Genomic DNA, 12,876 nt, shown 5'->3' with positions numbered 1-12,876 from the left:
GCAGAGCGGCACCCCCCGCGCGTGCAGGGCAGGCACATCCACCGCGTCGTAGCCGACCCCGTGGCGCGAGACGATCTTCAGGCCGGACGCCCTGGCGATGGACCCGGCGGACAGGGGTTGCGTGCGGATCACCAGCGCGTCGGCCTTCGGCAGGAAGGCCTGGTAGGAGGGTTCCGAGATTTCCTCGACATAGTCGAAGGTCACCGGGGCCTGTCGCAGCAGGTCCAGCCCGGCAGGGTGCAGCTTCCCGGCCACCAGAAGATGCGGCATCAGTAGCCCCCCTTCTCGGCCTTCGTCGCAACCCCATCCGTCAGCTTGCGGAACCCAGCCACCGCCGCGCCGGCAGCGGCGGCAAGGAAGCGCGAGTCGCCCCCCACGGTGGTCATGTCGAAGCCCCACCGGATCGCACGGGCGGCATAGTCCGGCGTCCCGCAATGCAGGGCGGCGCGGAGGCCGTTTCGCTTGCAGGCGGCGACGATGGTCTGCAGGGCGGCGATCATCTCGGGCTCTTCCCGGTCGAAGCCGGGCGGCAGGCGGCCCTGATGCAAGGACAGCGTCAGGTCCGCCGGGCCGACATAGATCCCGTCCAGCCCCGGCGTGGCGGCGATGGCGTCGAGGTTGGCCATCCCCTCCGCCGTCTCGATCATCGCGAAGCCGAGGATGTTGTCGTTCGCCTCATCGGCGTAGTTCGCCCCCGCCGCGAAGTTGACGCGGGTCGGGCCGAAGCTGCGCTGGCCGTGGGGCGGATAACGGAGGGTGCTGACGAAACGGGCGGCCTCTTCGGCGCTGTTCACCATCGGGCAGATGATCCCATAGGCCCCGGCATCCAGCGCCTTCATGATGATGCCGGGTTCCAGCCAGGGCACGCGGGCCATCAGCGTCGCGCCAGACGCCCGCATCGCCTGGAACATCGGCAAGAGCGCGCTGTAGTCCAGCGCCCCGTGCTGCATGTCGATGGTCACGGAGTCGAAGCCCTGGGCCGCCATGATCTCGGCGGTGAAGGGGTTGCCGATGCTGCACCAGCCGTTGATCGTCGGTTTCCCCTCGGCCCAGAGGCCTTTCAGTTTGTTCGGAATCATGCCCACACCATCTGGCTGGATTTCACGTCAAGATAGTCGCGGATGCCTTCGGTGCCGCCTTCGCGGCCCATGCCGGAATGGTTGGTGCCGCCGAAGGGCGCTTCGGAAGCCGCCATCGCGAAGGAATTGATGCCGACCATCCCCGCCTTCAGCGCGCTGACGGTGCGCCGGGCGCGGGCGGGATCTCGGGTGAAGGCATAGGCCGAGAGGCCCATGTCGCTTGCGTTCGCCCGAGCCAGCACCTCGTCTTCGGTCGAGAAACGGCTGATCGCGGCGATGGGGCCGAAGTTCTCCTCGGCCATCACCGCCATGTCGTCGGTGCAGTGGGTCAGAACGGTTGGTTCGAAGAAATGCCCGGCGTTGAAGCCCTGGGCCCGCTTTCCGCCGGTGGCGAGTTTCGCCCCCGCTTGAACGGCCCCGTCGACGATCTTCTCCATCTCGGCCAGACGCGCGCCGTTGATCAGCGGCCCCATGCCGACCGAGGGGTCCAGCCCGTCGCCCAGCTTGATCGCCTCTGCGCGCTTCACGAATCCGTCCACGAAGGCGTCATGCAGCCGGTCGTGGACATAGAAGCGGTCGCCCGTCACGCAGACCTGCCCGGCATTGGCAAACTTGGTCGGCACGGCGACATTCAGGCAGGCCTCCAGATCGGCGTCGTCGTAGACGATGACAGGAGCATTGCCGCCCAGCTCCATGGAAACCTTCTTCAGCGTGGCGGCGGCGTCGCGGATCATCTGCTGGCCGACGCGGGTGGAGCCGGTGAGGCTGACCTTGCGTACCGACTTCGCGGCCATCAGCGGTGCGTAGGTCGCCGCCGTCGGCCCGACAACCAGGTTGACCGCGCCGGGGGGCAAGTTGCCCGCCCGGCAGCAGTCAACCATCACCATCGCCACGCCCGGCGTCTGCGACGACGGGCGGAGGATGGTGGCGCAGCCTGCGGCAAGGGCGGGAGCGACCTTGCGCGCGATCAGGGCTGCGGGAAAATTCCAGGCGGTGAAGGCGGCGACCACGCCCACCGGCTCATGGTGGATCTCGAACCGCCCGCCGGGCACGCGGGATTCGACGATGCGGCCATAGATGCGGCGGGCTTCCTCGGCGTACCAGCGGAACTGGTCCACGCTGAGACCCCATTCCCGCCCCGCCTGGGCGATGGGCTTGCCGGTCTCAAGCGAGATCATCCGCGCCGCCTCATCCGTCCGGCGCAGCATCTCGTCGGCGATCCGGTGCAGGGCATCGGCCCTCTCGAAAGCAGGGGTCGCCGCCCAGGTCTTGAATCCTGTCGCTGCGGCCGCCAGCGCCGCCTCGGTATCCGCCACCGAGGCCACCGGGCATTCGCCCAGCGCTTGTTCCGTCACCGGGCTGAAGACCGGGGCCGTGACGCCCGAGACGCTCGCCCGCCACTCGCCCGCGATGAAAAGACCGAAGCGGGCGTACATCAGCAGCCTCCCTGCCGGGATTGGCCGCGGCGACTCTCGCCCTCTGGCGCTGAAGCAGCGATCCGGTTCATCTGGGTCCTCCCGATTCCTCTTTCGCAATACTCGTTGCGAATATCACCTATTGTCAACCATCAATGCGTGAGACTATGTTGCATGAGCCAAGCCGAGGGAGGAGAGGCCTATGGAACACTCGACGATTCGCCTGACGATGGCGCAGGCGCTGGTGCGCTGGCTCACCGCGCAGATGACCGAGATCGACGGCCAGCGCGTGCCGCTTTTCGCCGGGGTGTTCGGCATCTTCGGCCACGGCAACGTGACCTGCCTCAGCGAGGCGCTGGAGGCGGTGCAGGACAAGCTTCCCACCTGGCGCGGCCAGAACGAGCAGTCGATGGCGCTGGCGGCCATCGGCTTCGCCAAGGCCAAGCGGCGGCGGCAGATCATGGTCGCGACCTCCTCCATCGGACCGGGGGCGCTGAACATGGTAACGGCGGCGGGGACGGCGCATGCCAACCGCCTGCCGGTGCTGCTGATCGCCGGGGACACCTTCACCAACCGCCTGCCCGACCCGGTGCTACAACAGGTGGAGCATTTCGGCGATCCGACGGTGACGGTGAACGACGCTTTCAAGGCCGTCACCCGCTATTGGGACCGGATCACTCACCCGGCACAGATCCTCCAGTCCTTGCCGCAGGCGGTGGGCGCGATGCTGGACCCGGCGGATTGCGGCCCGGCCTTCCTCGCCCTGCCGCAGGACACGCAGGAACTGGCTTTCGACTATCCTGCGGAGTTCTTTGAAGAGCGGCTCTGGACGATCCCCCGCCCGCGTCCCGACCGTCGGGCAGTGGCCGAGGCTGCCGCGCTGCTGAAGACCGCGAAGAAGCCGCTGATCATCGCGGGTGGCGGCGTGCGCTATTCCGGCGCGGAAGAGGCGGTTGCCAGGTTCGCGGCGGAGCGGGGCATTCCGGTGGTGGAGACCATCGCCGGAAAGGGCGGGCTGACCCATTATCACCCGGTCCATGCCGGGCCGATCGGCATCGTCGGCTCGACCTCGGCCAATGCGCTGGCGGCGGAGGCCGACGTGATCCTTGCCATCGGCACGCGGTTGCAGGATTTCACCACCGGGTCGTGGACGGCGTTCAGCCGCGATGCGCGCTTCATCTCGATCAATGCCGCCCGGTTCGATGCCCTGAAGCACCGGGCGCTGGCCGTGGTCGGTGACGCGCTGGAAAGCGTGGCGGAGCTGGATGCGGCGATGGGTGCGTGGAAGGCCCCGGCGGGGCATCTGCCGCATGCCAAGGCGCTGTTCAAGGACTGGGACGCGCTGCTGGACGACCACCAGACCCCGACCAACGCCCCGATCCCGACCTATGCCCAGGTGGTCAACGTCGTGAACAAGGCCGCAGGCGAGAATGACACCCTGATCGCCGCCGCCGGGGGCATCCCGGGTGAGGTGGCGAAAGGCTGGCGGGTCAAGGCGCCGAACAGCTTCGATCTGGAATTCGGGTTTTCCTGCATGGGCTACGAGATCGCCGCCGGCTGGGGCTGCGCGATGGCGCAATCCGGGCCGGGCGGCTTGGGGGGCACCCCCATCGTCATGCTGGGCGACGGCACCTACATGATGATGAACTCGGACATCTATTCCACGGTGCTTTCAGGCCACAAGATGATCGTGATCGTCTGCGACAATGGCGGCTATGCGGTGATTTCCCGCCTGCAACAGTTCAAGGGCGTGCCCGGTTTCAACAACCTCTTGAAGGACTGCCGGATCACCGACAAGGCGAACCCGCTGCATGTCGATTTCGCCGCCCATGCCGCCGCGATGGGGGCCGCCAGCCGCAAGGTGGAAAGCCTCGCCGATCTGGAGGCCGCGATGGACTGGGCCAAGGGCAACGACCGCACCACGGTGATCAGCATCACCACCGACGCCTATGCCTGGGTGCCGGGCGATGCCGACTGGGACGTGGGCGTGCCCGAGGTGTCGGAGCGCGAATCGGTGAACAAGGCCCGCGAAAGCCAGATCGCCATCCGCGCCAAGCAGCGTGTCGGAATTTGAAGAACAGGGTCGAATGAGATGAAAGCGAAACTTGGAATTGCCCCGATCGCCTGGTGGAACGACGATCTGGCGGAACTGTCGGACGATGTAAGCCTTGAGGAATGCCTGCGCCAGGCCTCGGTTGCCGGGTTCACCGGCATGGAGACCGGGCGGCGGTTTCCGATGGACATGGCCGAGCTTGGGCCGATCCTGGAGAAATACGGCATCTCGGTCTGCGGCGGCTGGTTCTCGGGCCTGCTTCTCGACGGCGACATCGAGGTGGAGAAGGAGCGGATCGCCCAGCAACATGCCTTCTTCAAGGCGGCGGGCGCGCCCTGCATCGTCTATGGCGAAACCGCGCGGTCGGTGCAGGGGGTGAAGTCGGCGCCGCTGGCGACCAAGCCGAAGCTGACCGAGGCCGAGATTGCCGTGTATGGCCGCAAGATCAGCGATTTCGCCGACTGGTGCGCGGCGAATGGGATGCCGCTGTCCTACCATCACCACATGGCCGCTGCCATCGAGACCGAGGCGGAACTGGACCTGCTGATGAAGCACTCCACCGTGCCGCTGCTGTTCGACGCGGGCCATATGGCCTTTGCGGGCGGCGACAACCTTCGGGTCATCGACAACCACTGGAAGCGGATCACCCATGTCCATACCAAGGATGTGCGAATGGGGGTGATCGACGCACTGGACCGCAGCCGCGAAAGCTTCCTCGACGCCGTGGTGAAAGGCGCTTTCACCGTGCCGGGCGACGGGTCGCTGGACTTCGAGGCGATCGTCAAGGCGCTGGCGGCGAAGGGCTATGAAGGCTGGTTTGTGGTCGAGGCAGAGCAAGACCCCAAGGTCTCGCCACCGCTGGAGATGGCAAAGAAGGGGCACAAGGAACTGCTGCGGGTCATGGCCGCCGCCGGGTATGAGGTGGTGCAATGAACCGCATGGACGGCAAGGTCTGCGTCGTCACCGGCGCGACGCAAGGCTTGGGCGCAGCCATCGCCCGCAGGCTAGCGGCGGCGGGCGCCAAGGGCGTGGTCATCACCGGGCGCAACGCCGAACGCGGCGCGCATGTCGCCCGCGAAATCGCCGAGGCGCATGGCATCTGGGCGCATTTCCTGCAGGCGGATTTCTCCAACGTCGAAGACTGCCGGATGGTGATCGCCGAGACCGACCGCCTGTTCGCTCGTCTCGACGTGCTGGTGAATGCAGGCGCCTCGACAGCGCGGGGCACGATTCTCGACACCACGCCGGAAACCTTCGACCTTCTGTTCGACACAAACGTTCGCGGCCCCTATTTCCTGATGCAGGAAGCGATCAAGCTGATGATCGCCAAGGGGATCGAGGGCGCGATCTGCAACATCGGCTCGATCTCGGCGCTGGCGGGGCAACCCTTCATCAACGCCTATTGCGGGTCCAAGGGGGCGCTGACCACGCTGACAGCCAATACGGCGTTTTCGGTGATGGCCAACCGCATCCGGGTGAACCAGCTGAACGTCGGCTGGATGGCAAGCGACCACGAACGCGAGATCCAGGCCGAGGGCGGTGATCCCGACTGGGAGGCGAAGGCGAAAGCCGCGCTGCCCTTCGGGCGTCTGGTCGACCCCAACGAAGCCGCGCGGGCAGTGAACTTCCTCGTCTCCGACGACGCCGGGCTGATGACGGGGGCCATCGTGAACTTCGACCAGTCGGTCTGGGGCGCCGTGGCGGGCGGGATGCCGGTGCCGGACGGGCCGATGCGGCTTTAGGGGCCCGTCACCACCGGAATCCGCGGTTCGCCGCCGTCCTTCTGCAAGCGTGCCGCCAGCGCCACGCACAACGCCTGCGCCAGACACATCGGCGCGGCCAGACTGCGCGAGAAGGTGTATTCGTGCTCGGGCACCGCGAACAGCACCTCAGCCAGCTTGGCATAGGGCGACAGCGTGCTGTCGGTGATCGCCAGGATCGGCACGCCGCGCCCGGCGGTTTCCTCGGCGACGTTCACCACCTCGGTCGCGTAGAAGCGGAAGGACACCACGAACAGCACGTCCGTCGCCCGCGCGGCCCGCGCCATATGCGTCGCCAACCCGCCGCTGGCATCCAGAAGCACCGTCCGCTTGCCCAGCATGGTCAGGACATAGCGCAGCAACTCCACCACCGGGGCCGAGCGGAGCTGGCCGATCAGATAGACCGTATCCGCGCCCTCCAGCAACTCGCCCGCCCGCGCCAGTTGGCCCGGATCGACGCTTGCCAGCAGCTCCTGCAACGAGGCCACGTCCCGCGCCACGAGGTCCGCCAGGAAGCCGATCTCGCCCTCGCGCGCGCCGCCCAGCTCGCTTTCCAGCGCCCGGACCCGCGCATCGAAGCCCGGCGCCGCCGTGGTCAACCGCCGCTGGAAGACCGCCTGCAGGTCCTTGAACCCCTTGTAGCCCAGCGACTGCGCATAGCGCACGAAACTCGATGCATGGATGCCGCATTTCGCCCCGATGGCGTTGACCGACAGCACCGCCACGTCGTTCGGGTTCTGCGTCAGGTAGAGCGCGATCTTCTGGTACGACTTCGACATGTCGTCGTAACGGTCGTGGATCAGCTTGATCAGTTCTTCATAGGTTTCGGGCGGTTGGTAGTTGGCCATCTGTCCTGTCCGGCGGGCATGGTCCCGCCAGTCCTGCATGCCGCAGCATTCCTTGTCAATTACGTTGCAATGCAGTTTTCAGTGCATTGCAAAGCATATGTCAGTCCAGGATAGCCGGCCACAACACCGCGTTGCTCCGGGTGAAGGGCGGGATATGCCCGATCCGTTCCAGACCGAAATCGCCGGGCCGCAGCACCTTCTGCTCCTTCATCGCTTCCGGGTACAGCGCCCGCGCGCGCCAGACGGCCTCGGGCGGCACCAGGTCGTCATCCGCCACCGCGATCATCCGCAGCCGCGCCGTCACCCGCGCCGGGTCGGGCAGCGGCAGGGTCCGGCCCACGTCCGACAGGTGCCAGCCCCGCGTTGTGCACCAGCGCCGCCAGTCCTCATACACCCCGCGCGGCAGGTCGGCGCCAAGACCCACCAACCGCCCCGGCAGGTATCCCGCTCCCCGCGCCAGCGCCCGGACCGGCGGCGACCAGAAGAGACGCGCCTTCCACTGATAGCGCCAGGGGTGATCCGACACATGCGTCAGCCCCGACCCGATGGTGATCGCCCGGGCCACCCGCACCATCGCCGGATGCCAGCCCATCCACAGACCGCCGACCGAATGCCCGAGCACCCAAAGCGGCGTGTCCGGATACATCCGCGCCAGTGTCGCAAGCGCTGCGGCCTGGTCCCGCAGGCCCCAGTCGGCCATCGTGGCCCGCGACCCCCGCATCGGCCGCCGCAGCGAGGCTCCGAAATCCCGGTAGTCATAGGTCAAGACCGCCAGGTCCCGCTCCCGCGCCGCCCATTCGGCGAAGCCCCGGTAAAAGCGGGCCGGTGCCCCGGTCGCCCCGTGCAGCACCAGCGCCGCGTGCGGAGTGCCCCTGGGCCGAACGATCCGCCCACGCAGGATCGCGCCGTCGCTCTGGATCTCCAGGTCCTCACCGCTGAAGCCCACCGGGATCGTTGCATCCAGCATCGCCGACTCCGTCCGTTAGACCGATTGGTCTAGTAACATGACTGGACCAATCGGTCTAGTCTTTTCCCGCAGGCCGCAGACGCCTATGTTGGCTGTGATGACCGACGAACCCACCACCCGCGACCGCCTCGTGACCGCCGCCACCCGGCTCTTCCGGCAGCGCGGCTATGACGGCACGGGTCTGGCCGAAATCCTGTCCGAGGCGGGGGTGCCCAAGGGCTCGCTCTACCACCACTTCCCCGATGGCAAGGCCGACCTCGCCTGCGCCGCCGCCGACTGGACCGCCTCCGAGATCATCCGGGTGATCGACGACAGCTTCCGCGCTGCGCCGGACTGGCGCCAGGGGGTGACGACCTTCTGCTACAAGATGGCCAAGCTCTTCGACATCCTGGACAGCGCCGATGCCTGCCCGATCTTCGGCCTTCTCTTCGAGGGCCCCGACCAGGACCGCTTCCGCGCCCAGGCCGAACGCTCCTTCGACCGCATCATCGCCGCAGCCGCAAGCTACGGTCAGGCCCTCGGCATGGCCGTAGAGACCGCCCACGACGCCGCCGAGACCTTCATCATCGGCTTCCAGGGCAGCTGGACCCTCGCCCGCACCCGCCGCAAGTCCGACATCCTGCGCAGCCTGCCCGCCCGGCTTTACGGCCCCGCATAGGCTGCGCTACAGCGCACCTTCGCCTTTTCCCGCCGCCGCCCATTCAAACTGCTCCGGCGTCTCCACTGCGCAGGGCCGGACCTGCCGCAACCGCTCCAACGCGGCCCGAGGCTCCTCCCCCGCCTCGACCATCAGCCGCAGCGCCGCCGTCCCCGACCGTCCGCAGCCCCCCATGCAATGCACCCAGACCTTGCCGCCCCCAGCCAGCACCCCGCGCACCCGCGCCGCCGCCCCCGGCCATACCACCAGCGTCTCCCCGGACGGAGCGCCATAGTCGGCAATCGGCAGATGCAGCCACTCCACCCCGACCGCAGCCAGATCACCCGGCAACCCCTCGACCCCCTTTTCCGCCAGCTCCGCCAAAGTCGTCATCGTCAGCGCCAGCCCCGGCCTCCAGGCCAGCACCTCCGCCAGGTCGCGGGCATAGGCCCCGCCCCGCCCCGGCATCGGCCCGATCCCCAGCACTCCCCCGCCGACCGCCAGTTCCGCAATCACCATCGAACACCCTTCCCGGTGGACCTTCCGCCCCCCGCGCCCTAGTCTGGCCCGCGAGTCACGAGGGTTCCATGTCCGACGAGAAAGCCTACCAGGTCCTTGCCCGCAAGTACCGCCCGCAGACCTTTGCCGACCTGATCGGGCAAGAAGCGATGGTCCGCACCCTGAAGAACGCCTTCGCCGCCGACCGGATCGCCCATGCCTTCGTGATGACCGGCGTCCGCGGCGTCGGCAAGACCACCACCGCCCGGATCATCGCCAAGGGGCTGAACTGTATCGGCCCCGACGGCACCGGCGGCCCCACCACCGAGCCCTGCGGCCAATGCGAGCCCTGCCGCGCCATCGCCGAAGGCCGTCATGTCGACGTGCTGGAGATGGACGCGGCCAGCCGCACCGGCGTGGGCGACATCCGCGAGATCATCGACTCGGTCCACTACCGGGCCGCTTCGGCGCGGTTCAAGATCTACATCATCGACGAAGTCCACATGCTGTCGACCGCCGCCTTCAACGCGCTCCTGAAGACACTGGAAGAACCCCCGGCGCATGTGAAATTCATCTTCGCCACCACCGAAATCCGCAAGGTCCCCGTCACCGTGTTGTCGCGCTGCCAGCGCTTCGACCTGAAGCGGATCGAGCCCGAGGTGATGATGGCCCATCTCGCGAAAGTGGCCAACCTGGAAGGCGCCAAACTCGCCCCCGACGCTTTCGCCCTGATCACCCGCGCCGCCGAAGGCTCGGTCCGCGACGCGATGAGCCTGATGGACCAGGCCATTGCCCATGGGGCCGGGGAAACGACCGGCGACCAGGTCCGCGCCATGCTGGGGTTGGCCGACCGGGGCCGCACGCTCGACCTCTTCGACCTGATCATGCAGGGCGATGCCGCCACGGCCCTTGCCGAACTTTCCGCGCAATATGCCGACGGGGCCGATCCGATGGCGGTGCTGCGCGATCTGGCGGAAATCACCCACTGGATTTCCGTCATCAAGATCAACCCGGCTGCGGCGGAAGATCCGACCACGCCGCCCGACGAACAGACGCGCGGTCAGGACATGGCCGCCCGCCTGCCGATGCGCGCGCTGACCCGGATGTGGCAGATGCTCTTGAAAGCCATCGAAGAGGTGGCGCTGGCCCCGAATGCGATGATGGCCGCCGAGATGGCGGTGATCCGCCTGACCCATGTCGCCGACCTGCCCGACCCGGAAACGCTGGTGCGGAAACTGCAGGACAGCCCCCGCCCGCCCTCCGGCGGCGGCATGCCCGGCGGTGCTCCTGCGGGCGGCGGCAGCGTCCACGCCCCGCGCCTTGCGCCCGTCCATTCGGCGCCCAGCCGTGGCCCCACGATGACCGCGACCGCCCCGGCCCTCGCCGAAGGCCAGCTGCAGGTCTACGCCAGCTTCGAGTCCGTCATCGAACTGATCCGCCAGAAGCGCGACATGCTCCTCCTCAACGAGGTCGAGACCGGCCTCCGCCTCGCCCGCTTTGCCCCCGGACGGATCGAGTTCGAACCCGCCCCCGGCGCGAAACCCGACCTCGCCGCCCGCCTTGGCCAGCGCCTGCAAGGCTGGACCGGCGCGCGCTGGGGCGTCTCGGTCGTCGCCGGCGGCGGCCAGCCGACCATCGCCGAAACCCGCAACACCGAACTCGCGCAGGTCCGCGCCGAAGCCGCCGAAAACCCGCTGGTGCTGGCCATCCTCACCGCCTTCCCCGGCGCGAAGATCACCGAGGTGCGCTCGCCCGAAGCCATCACTGCCGAGGCCGCCGCCGCCGCCCTGCCGCAGGCCGATCCCGAAGTCGACGAAGACTGGGACCCGTTCGAGGCATGACTCCCCGCCGCGCCACTCTGGCCGACGCGGCCACCCTCGCCCGGCTCAACGCCCACGTCCAGGGCTGGCACGCCGCGCACTACCGCGAGGCCTTCTTCCCGAACCCCGACCCGAAGGCCCTTGCCGACTACTTCGCCGACCGCCTGTCCGACCCCGGCTGCACTGCCTTCCTCACCGGCGATCCAGCCACCGGCTACGCGCTCTGCCAGTTGCAGACCCGCGAGGTCTCGATCTTCTCGCCCGGCTACCGTCGCCTGATGATCGAGCATGTTGCCGTGGCCCCCAAGGCCCGCCGCCTGGGCCAGGGCCGCGCGCTGCTGCAGGCCGCCCGCCAGCTTGCCCGCGATCTTCAGGCCGATGAAATCCTCCTGGACACCTGGGAAGCCAACCACGACGCCCACGCCTTCTTCCGGGCCGAGGGGTTCGAGCCCCGCCGAATGCTGTTTCGCACCACGCCGTAAGCTTGCGCCCTGCCGCTCCAGCCCGTATCTCAAGGGAAACGGACGGAGAACGACATGCTGAAGGGTCTGGGCGGACTGGGTGGCATCGGCGACATGGCCAAGATGATGAAGGCCGCCACCGAAATGCAGGGCAAGCTGGCCGAGCTGCAGGAGGATCTGGCGCGCACCGTCGTCATGGGCGAGGCCGGGGCCGGGCTCGTGAAGGCGCGCGCGACGGCGAAAGGCGAAGTGACCGGGCTGGATATCGACCCCTCGATCCTGGTCGCCAGCGAGAAGGAAGTGGTTGAGGACCTGATCCTTGCCGCGATCCATGATGCGCAACTGAAGGCCAAGGCCCGGTCCGAGCAGGAAATGTCGAAGCTTGCCGAGTCGCTGGGCATGCCGCCCGGCATGAAGCTGCCGTTCTGATGAAGGACGACACCGGCATCGAGGCGCTGATCGAACTGATGGCCAGGCTTCCCGGCCTTGGCCCCCGGTCGGCCCGCCGCGCGGTGCTGGTGCTGCTGAAGAAACGCGCGCAATTGATGGCCCCGTTGGCGCAGGCTCTGGCCGAGGTGGCGCTTGCGGCCAAGGACTGCCGCATCTGCGGCAACATCTCCACCGCCGAGGTCTGCGGCATCTGCGCCGACCCGGCCCGCGCCACCGGCGAGATTTGCGTGGTCGAGGATGTCGCCGACCTCTGGGCGATGGAGCGCGGCCAGGCGTTCCGCGGTCGCTATCATGTGCTGGGCGGTACGCTTTCCGCGCTGGACGCCATCGGGCCGGAGGAACTGGGCATCCCCCGCCTTGTCGCCCGCGTGGCCGGGGAAGGCATCCGCGAGGTGATCCTTGCGCTGAACGTCACGGTCGACGGCCAGACCACGGCGCATTACATCGCCGACGCGCTCTCCGGCGCCGGGGCGCAGATCACCACGCTGGCACAGGGCGTGCCGATTGGCGGCGAGCTGGACTATCTTGACGACGGCACCATCGGCGCGGCGCTGCGGGCCCGGCGGAAGCTCTGACCGTGGATCAGGCGTAGGGTTCGCTACAGCGCACCGATCCCCAACAGCCCCGGCAACGCCTCCATCCGGTGAAACACCGGCACCCCCAATCCCACCAGGCTGCGCCCCGTCCCCGTGTCCGCGCCATGCGCCGCAAAGCCCAGCACCCGCATCCCGGCGGCAAGACCCGCCCGCGCCCCCTGCGCGCTGTCCTCGATCACCACGCAGCCCTCCGGCGCCACCCCGCAGGCCCGGGCCGCCGCAAGATAGACATCCGGCGCGGGCTTCGGCGCGCCCATCCCCTGCCCCGACAGCACCGCCCGGAACCGCCCCT

The 12,876-nt window shown here is 68.2% G+C and carries 14 protein-coding genes and 1 pseudogene; 8 read left to right on the top strand and 7 right to left on the bottom strand.

All coding sequences use genetic code 11. The features are described 5' to 3' along the window. The 3 genes and pseudogenes from ACE3P6_RS01205 to ACE3P6_RS01195 form a co-directional block, all read right to left on the bottom strand. A pseudogene (locus ACE3P6_RS01205) lies at window positions 1-270 on the bottom strand (3-phosphoglycerate dehydrogenase); the annotation flags it as partial. After that, complete coding sequence (locus ACE3P6_RS01200) at window positions 270-1,079, bottom strand: HpcH/HpaI aldolase/citrate lyase family protein (protein ID WP_374391149.1); 810 nt, start codon at window positions 1,077-1,079, stop codon at window positions 270-272. The pseudogene ACE3P6_RS01205 and the gene ACE3P6_RS01200, both read right to left, overlap by 1 nt. Further along, window positions 1,076-2,515 (bottom strand): NAD-dependent succinate-semialdehyde dehydrogenase, encoded by a 1,440-nt coding sequence (locus ACE3P6_RS01195; RefSeq protein WP_374391148.1) that lies wholly within the window; start codon window positions 2,513-2,515, stop codon window positions 1,076-1,078. The genes ACE3P6_RS01200 and ACE3P6_RS01195 overlap by 4 nt, the downstream gene beginning before the upstream one ends. 181 nt (window positions 2,516-2,696) lie before the next feature. Here ACE3P6_RS01195 and iolD point away from each other — a divergent pair, with 181 nt between their 5' ends. From iolD to ACE3P6_RS01180, 3 genes are read left to right on the top strand one after another with little or no spacing between them, the layout of a single operon-like run. Continuing rightward, entirely contained in the window at window positions 2,697-4,568 is a 1,872-nt protein-coding gene (gene iolD / locus ACE3P6_RS01190; protein ID WP_374391147.1) for a 3D-(3,5/4)-trihydroxycyclohexane-1,2-dione acylhydrolase (decyclizing), read from the top strand. A gap of 18 nt (window positions 4,569-4,586) precedes the next feature. Then, the gene (gene iolE, locus ACE3P6_RS01185; RefSeq protein WP_374391146.1) at window positions 4,587-5,480 is read left to right on the top strand and encodes a myo-inosose-2 dehydratase; all 894 of its coding nucleotides are present in this window, start codon (window positions 4,587-4,589) and stop codon (window positions 5,478-5,480) included. Continuing rightward, window positions 5,477-6,289: an SDR family oxidoreductase gene (locus tag ACE3P6_RS01180; protein ID WP_374391145.1), complete on the top strand. Its 813-nt coding sequence runs from the start codon at window positions 5,477-5,479 to the stop codon at window positions 6,287-6,289. The genes iolE and ACE3P6_RS01180 overlap by 4 nt, the downstream gene beginning before the upstream one ends. Here ACE3P6_RS01180 and ACE3P6_RS01175 read toward each other — a convergent pair. Beyond that, a complete protein-coding gene (locus ACE3P6_RS01175; RefSeq protein WP_374391144.1) occupies window positions 6,286-7,194 on the bottom strand; it encodes a MurR/RpiR family transcriptional regulator in 909 nt (302 codons plus the stop codon). The genes ACE3P6_RS01180 and ACE3P6_RS01175 overlap by 4 nt on opposite strands. Window positions 7,195-7,255: 61 nt before the next feature. Then, window positions 7,256-8,122, bottom strand: coding sequence for an alpha/beta fold hydrolase (locus ACE3P6_RS01170; protein WP_374391143.1), 867 nt, complete (start codon window positions 8,120-8,122; stop codon window positions 7,256-7,258). 97 nt (window positions 8,123-8,219) lie between these two features. Between ACE3P6_RS01170 and ACE3P6_RS01165 the strand changes: the two genes are divergently transcribed. Next, window positions 8,220-8,780 (top strand): TetR/AcrR family transcriptional regulator, encoded by a 561-nt coding sequence (locus ACE3P6_RS01165; protein WP_374391142.1) that lies wholly within the window; start codon window positions 8,220-8,222, stop codon window positions 8,778-8,780. Between the two features lie 6 nt (window positions 8,781-8,786). On the opposite strand, the gene ACE3P6_RS01160 is transcribed toward ACE3P6_RS01165, so the two are convergent. After that, entirely contained in the window at window positions 8,787-9,278 is a 492-nt protein-coding gene (locus tag ACE3P6_RS01160) for a protein-tyrosine phosphatase family protein (RefSeq protein WP_374391141.1), read from the bottom strand. Window positions 9,279-9,346: 68 nt separating this feature from the next. Between ACE3P6_RS01160 and ACE3P6_RS01155 the strand changes: the two genes are divergently transcribed. From ACE3P6_RS01155 to recR, 4 genes are read left to right on the top strand one after another with little or no spacing between them, the layout of a single operon-like run. Further along, the gene (locus ACE3P6_RS01155; RefSeq protein WP_374391140.1) at window positions 9,347-11,098 is read left to right on the top strand and encodes a DNA polymerase III subunit gamma/tau; all 1,752 of its coding nucleotides are present in this window, start codon (window positions 9,347-9,349) and stop codon (window positions 11,096-11,098) included. Further along, window positions 11,095-11,559 (top strand): GNAT family N-acetyltransferase, encoded by a 465-nt coding sequence (locus ACE3P6_RS01150; protein ID WP_374391139.1) that lies wholly within the window; start codon window positions 11,095-11,097, stop codon window positions 11,557-11,559. Before ACE3P6_RS01155 ends, ACE3P6_RS01150 begins: the two co-directional genes overlap by 4 nt. 54 nt (window positions 11,560-11,613) lie before the next feature. Further along, the gene (locus ACE3P6_RS01145; RefSeq protein ID WP_374371416.1) at window positions 11,614-11,967 is read left to right on the top strand and encodes a YbaB/EbfC family nucleoid-associated protein; all 354 of its coding nucleotides are present in this window, start codon (window positions 11,614-11,616) and stop codon (window positions 11,965-11,967) included. Next, window positions 11,967-12,563, top strand: a complete 597-nt coding sequence (recR, locus tag ACE3P6_RS01140; RefSeq protein ID WP_374391138.1) for a recombination mediator RecR — start codon at window positions 11,967-11,969, stop codon at window positions 12,561-12,563. The genes ACE3P6_RS01145 and recR overlap by 1 nt, the downstream gene beginning before the upstream one ends. A 23-nt stretch (window positions 12,564-12,586) precedes the next feature. Here the strand turns inward: recR and ACE3P6_RS01135 are convergent. Then, window positions 12,587-12,876, bottom strand: a 290-nt coding sequence (locus ACE3P6_RS01135) for an HAD family hydrolase (protein WP_374391137.1), incomplete at its 5' end; no start/stop codon positions are given.

Source organism: Tabrizicola sp. (assembly GCF_041911175.1).
Classification (GTDB): Bacteria; Pseudomonadota; Alphaproteobacteria; order Rhodobacterales; family Rhodobacteraceae; genus Tabrizicola.
This window is presented reverse-complemented; position numbering and strand designations above follow the sequence as displayed.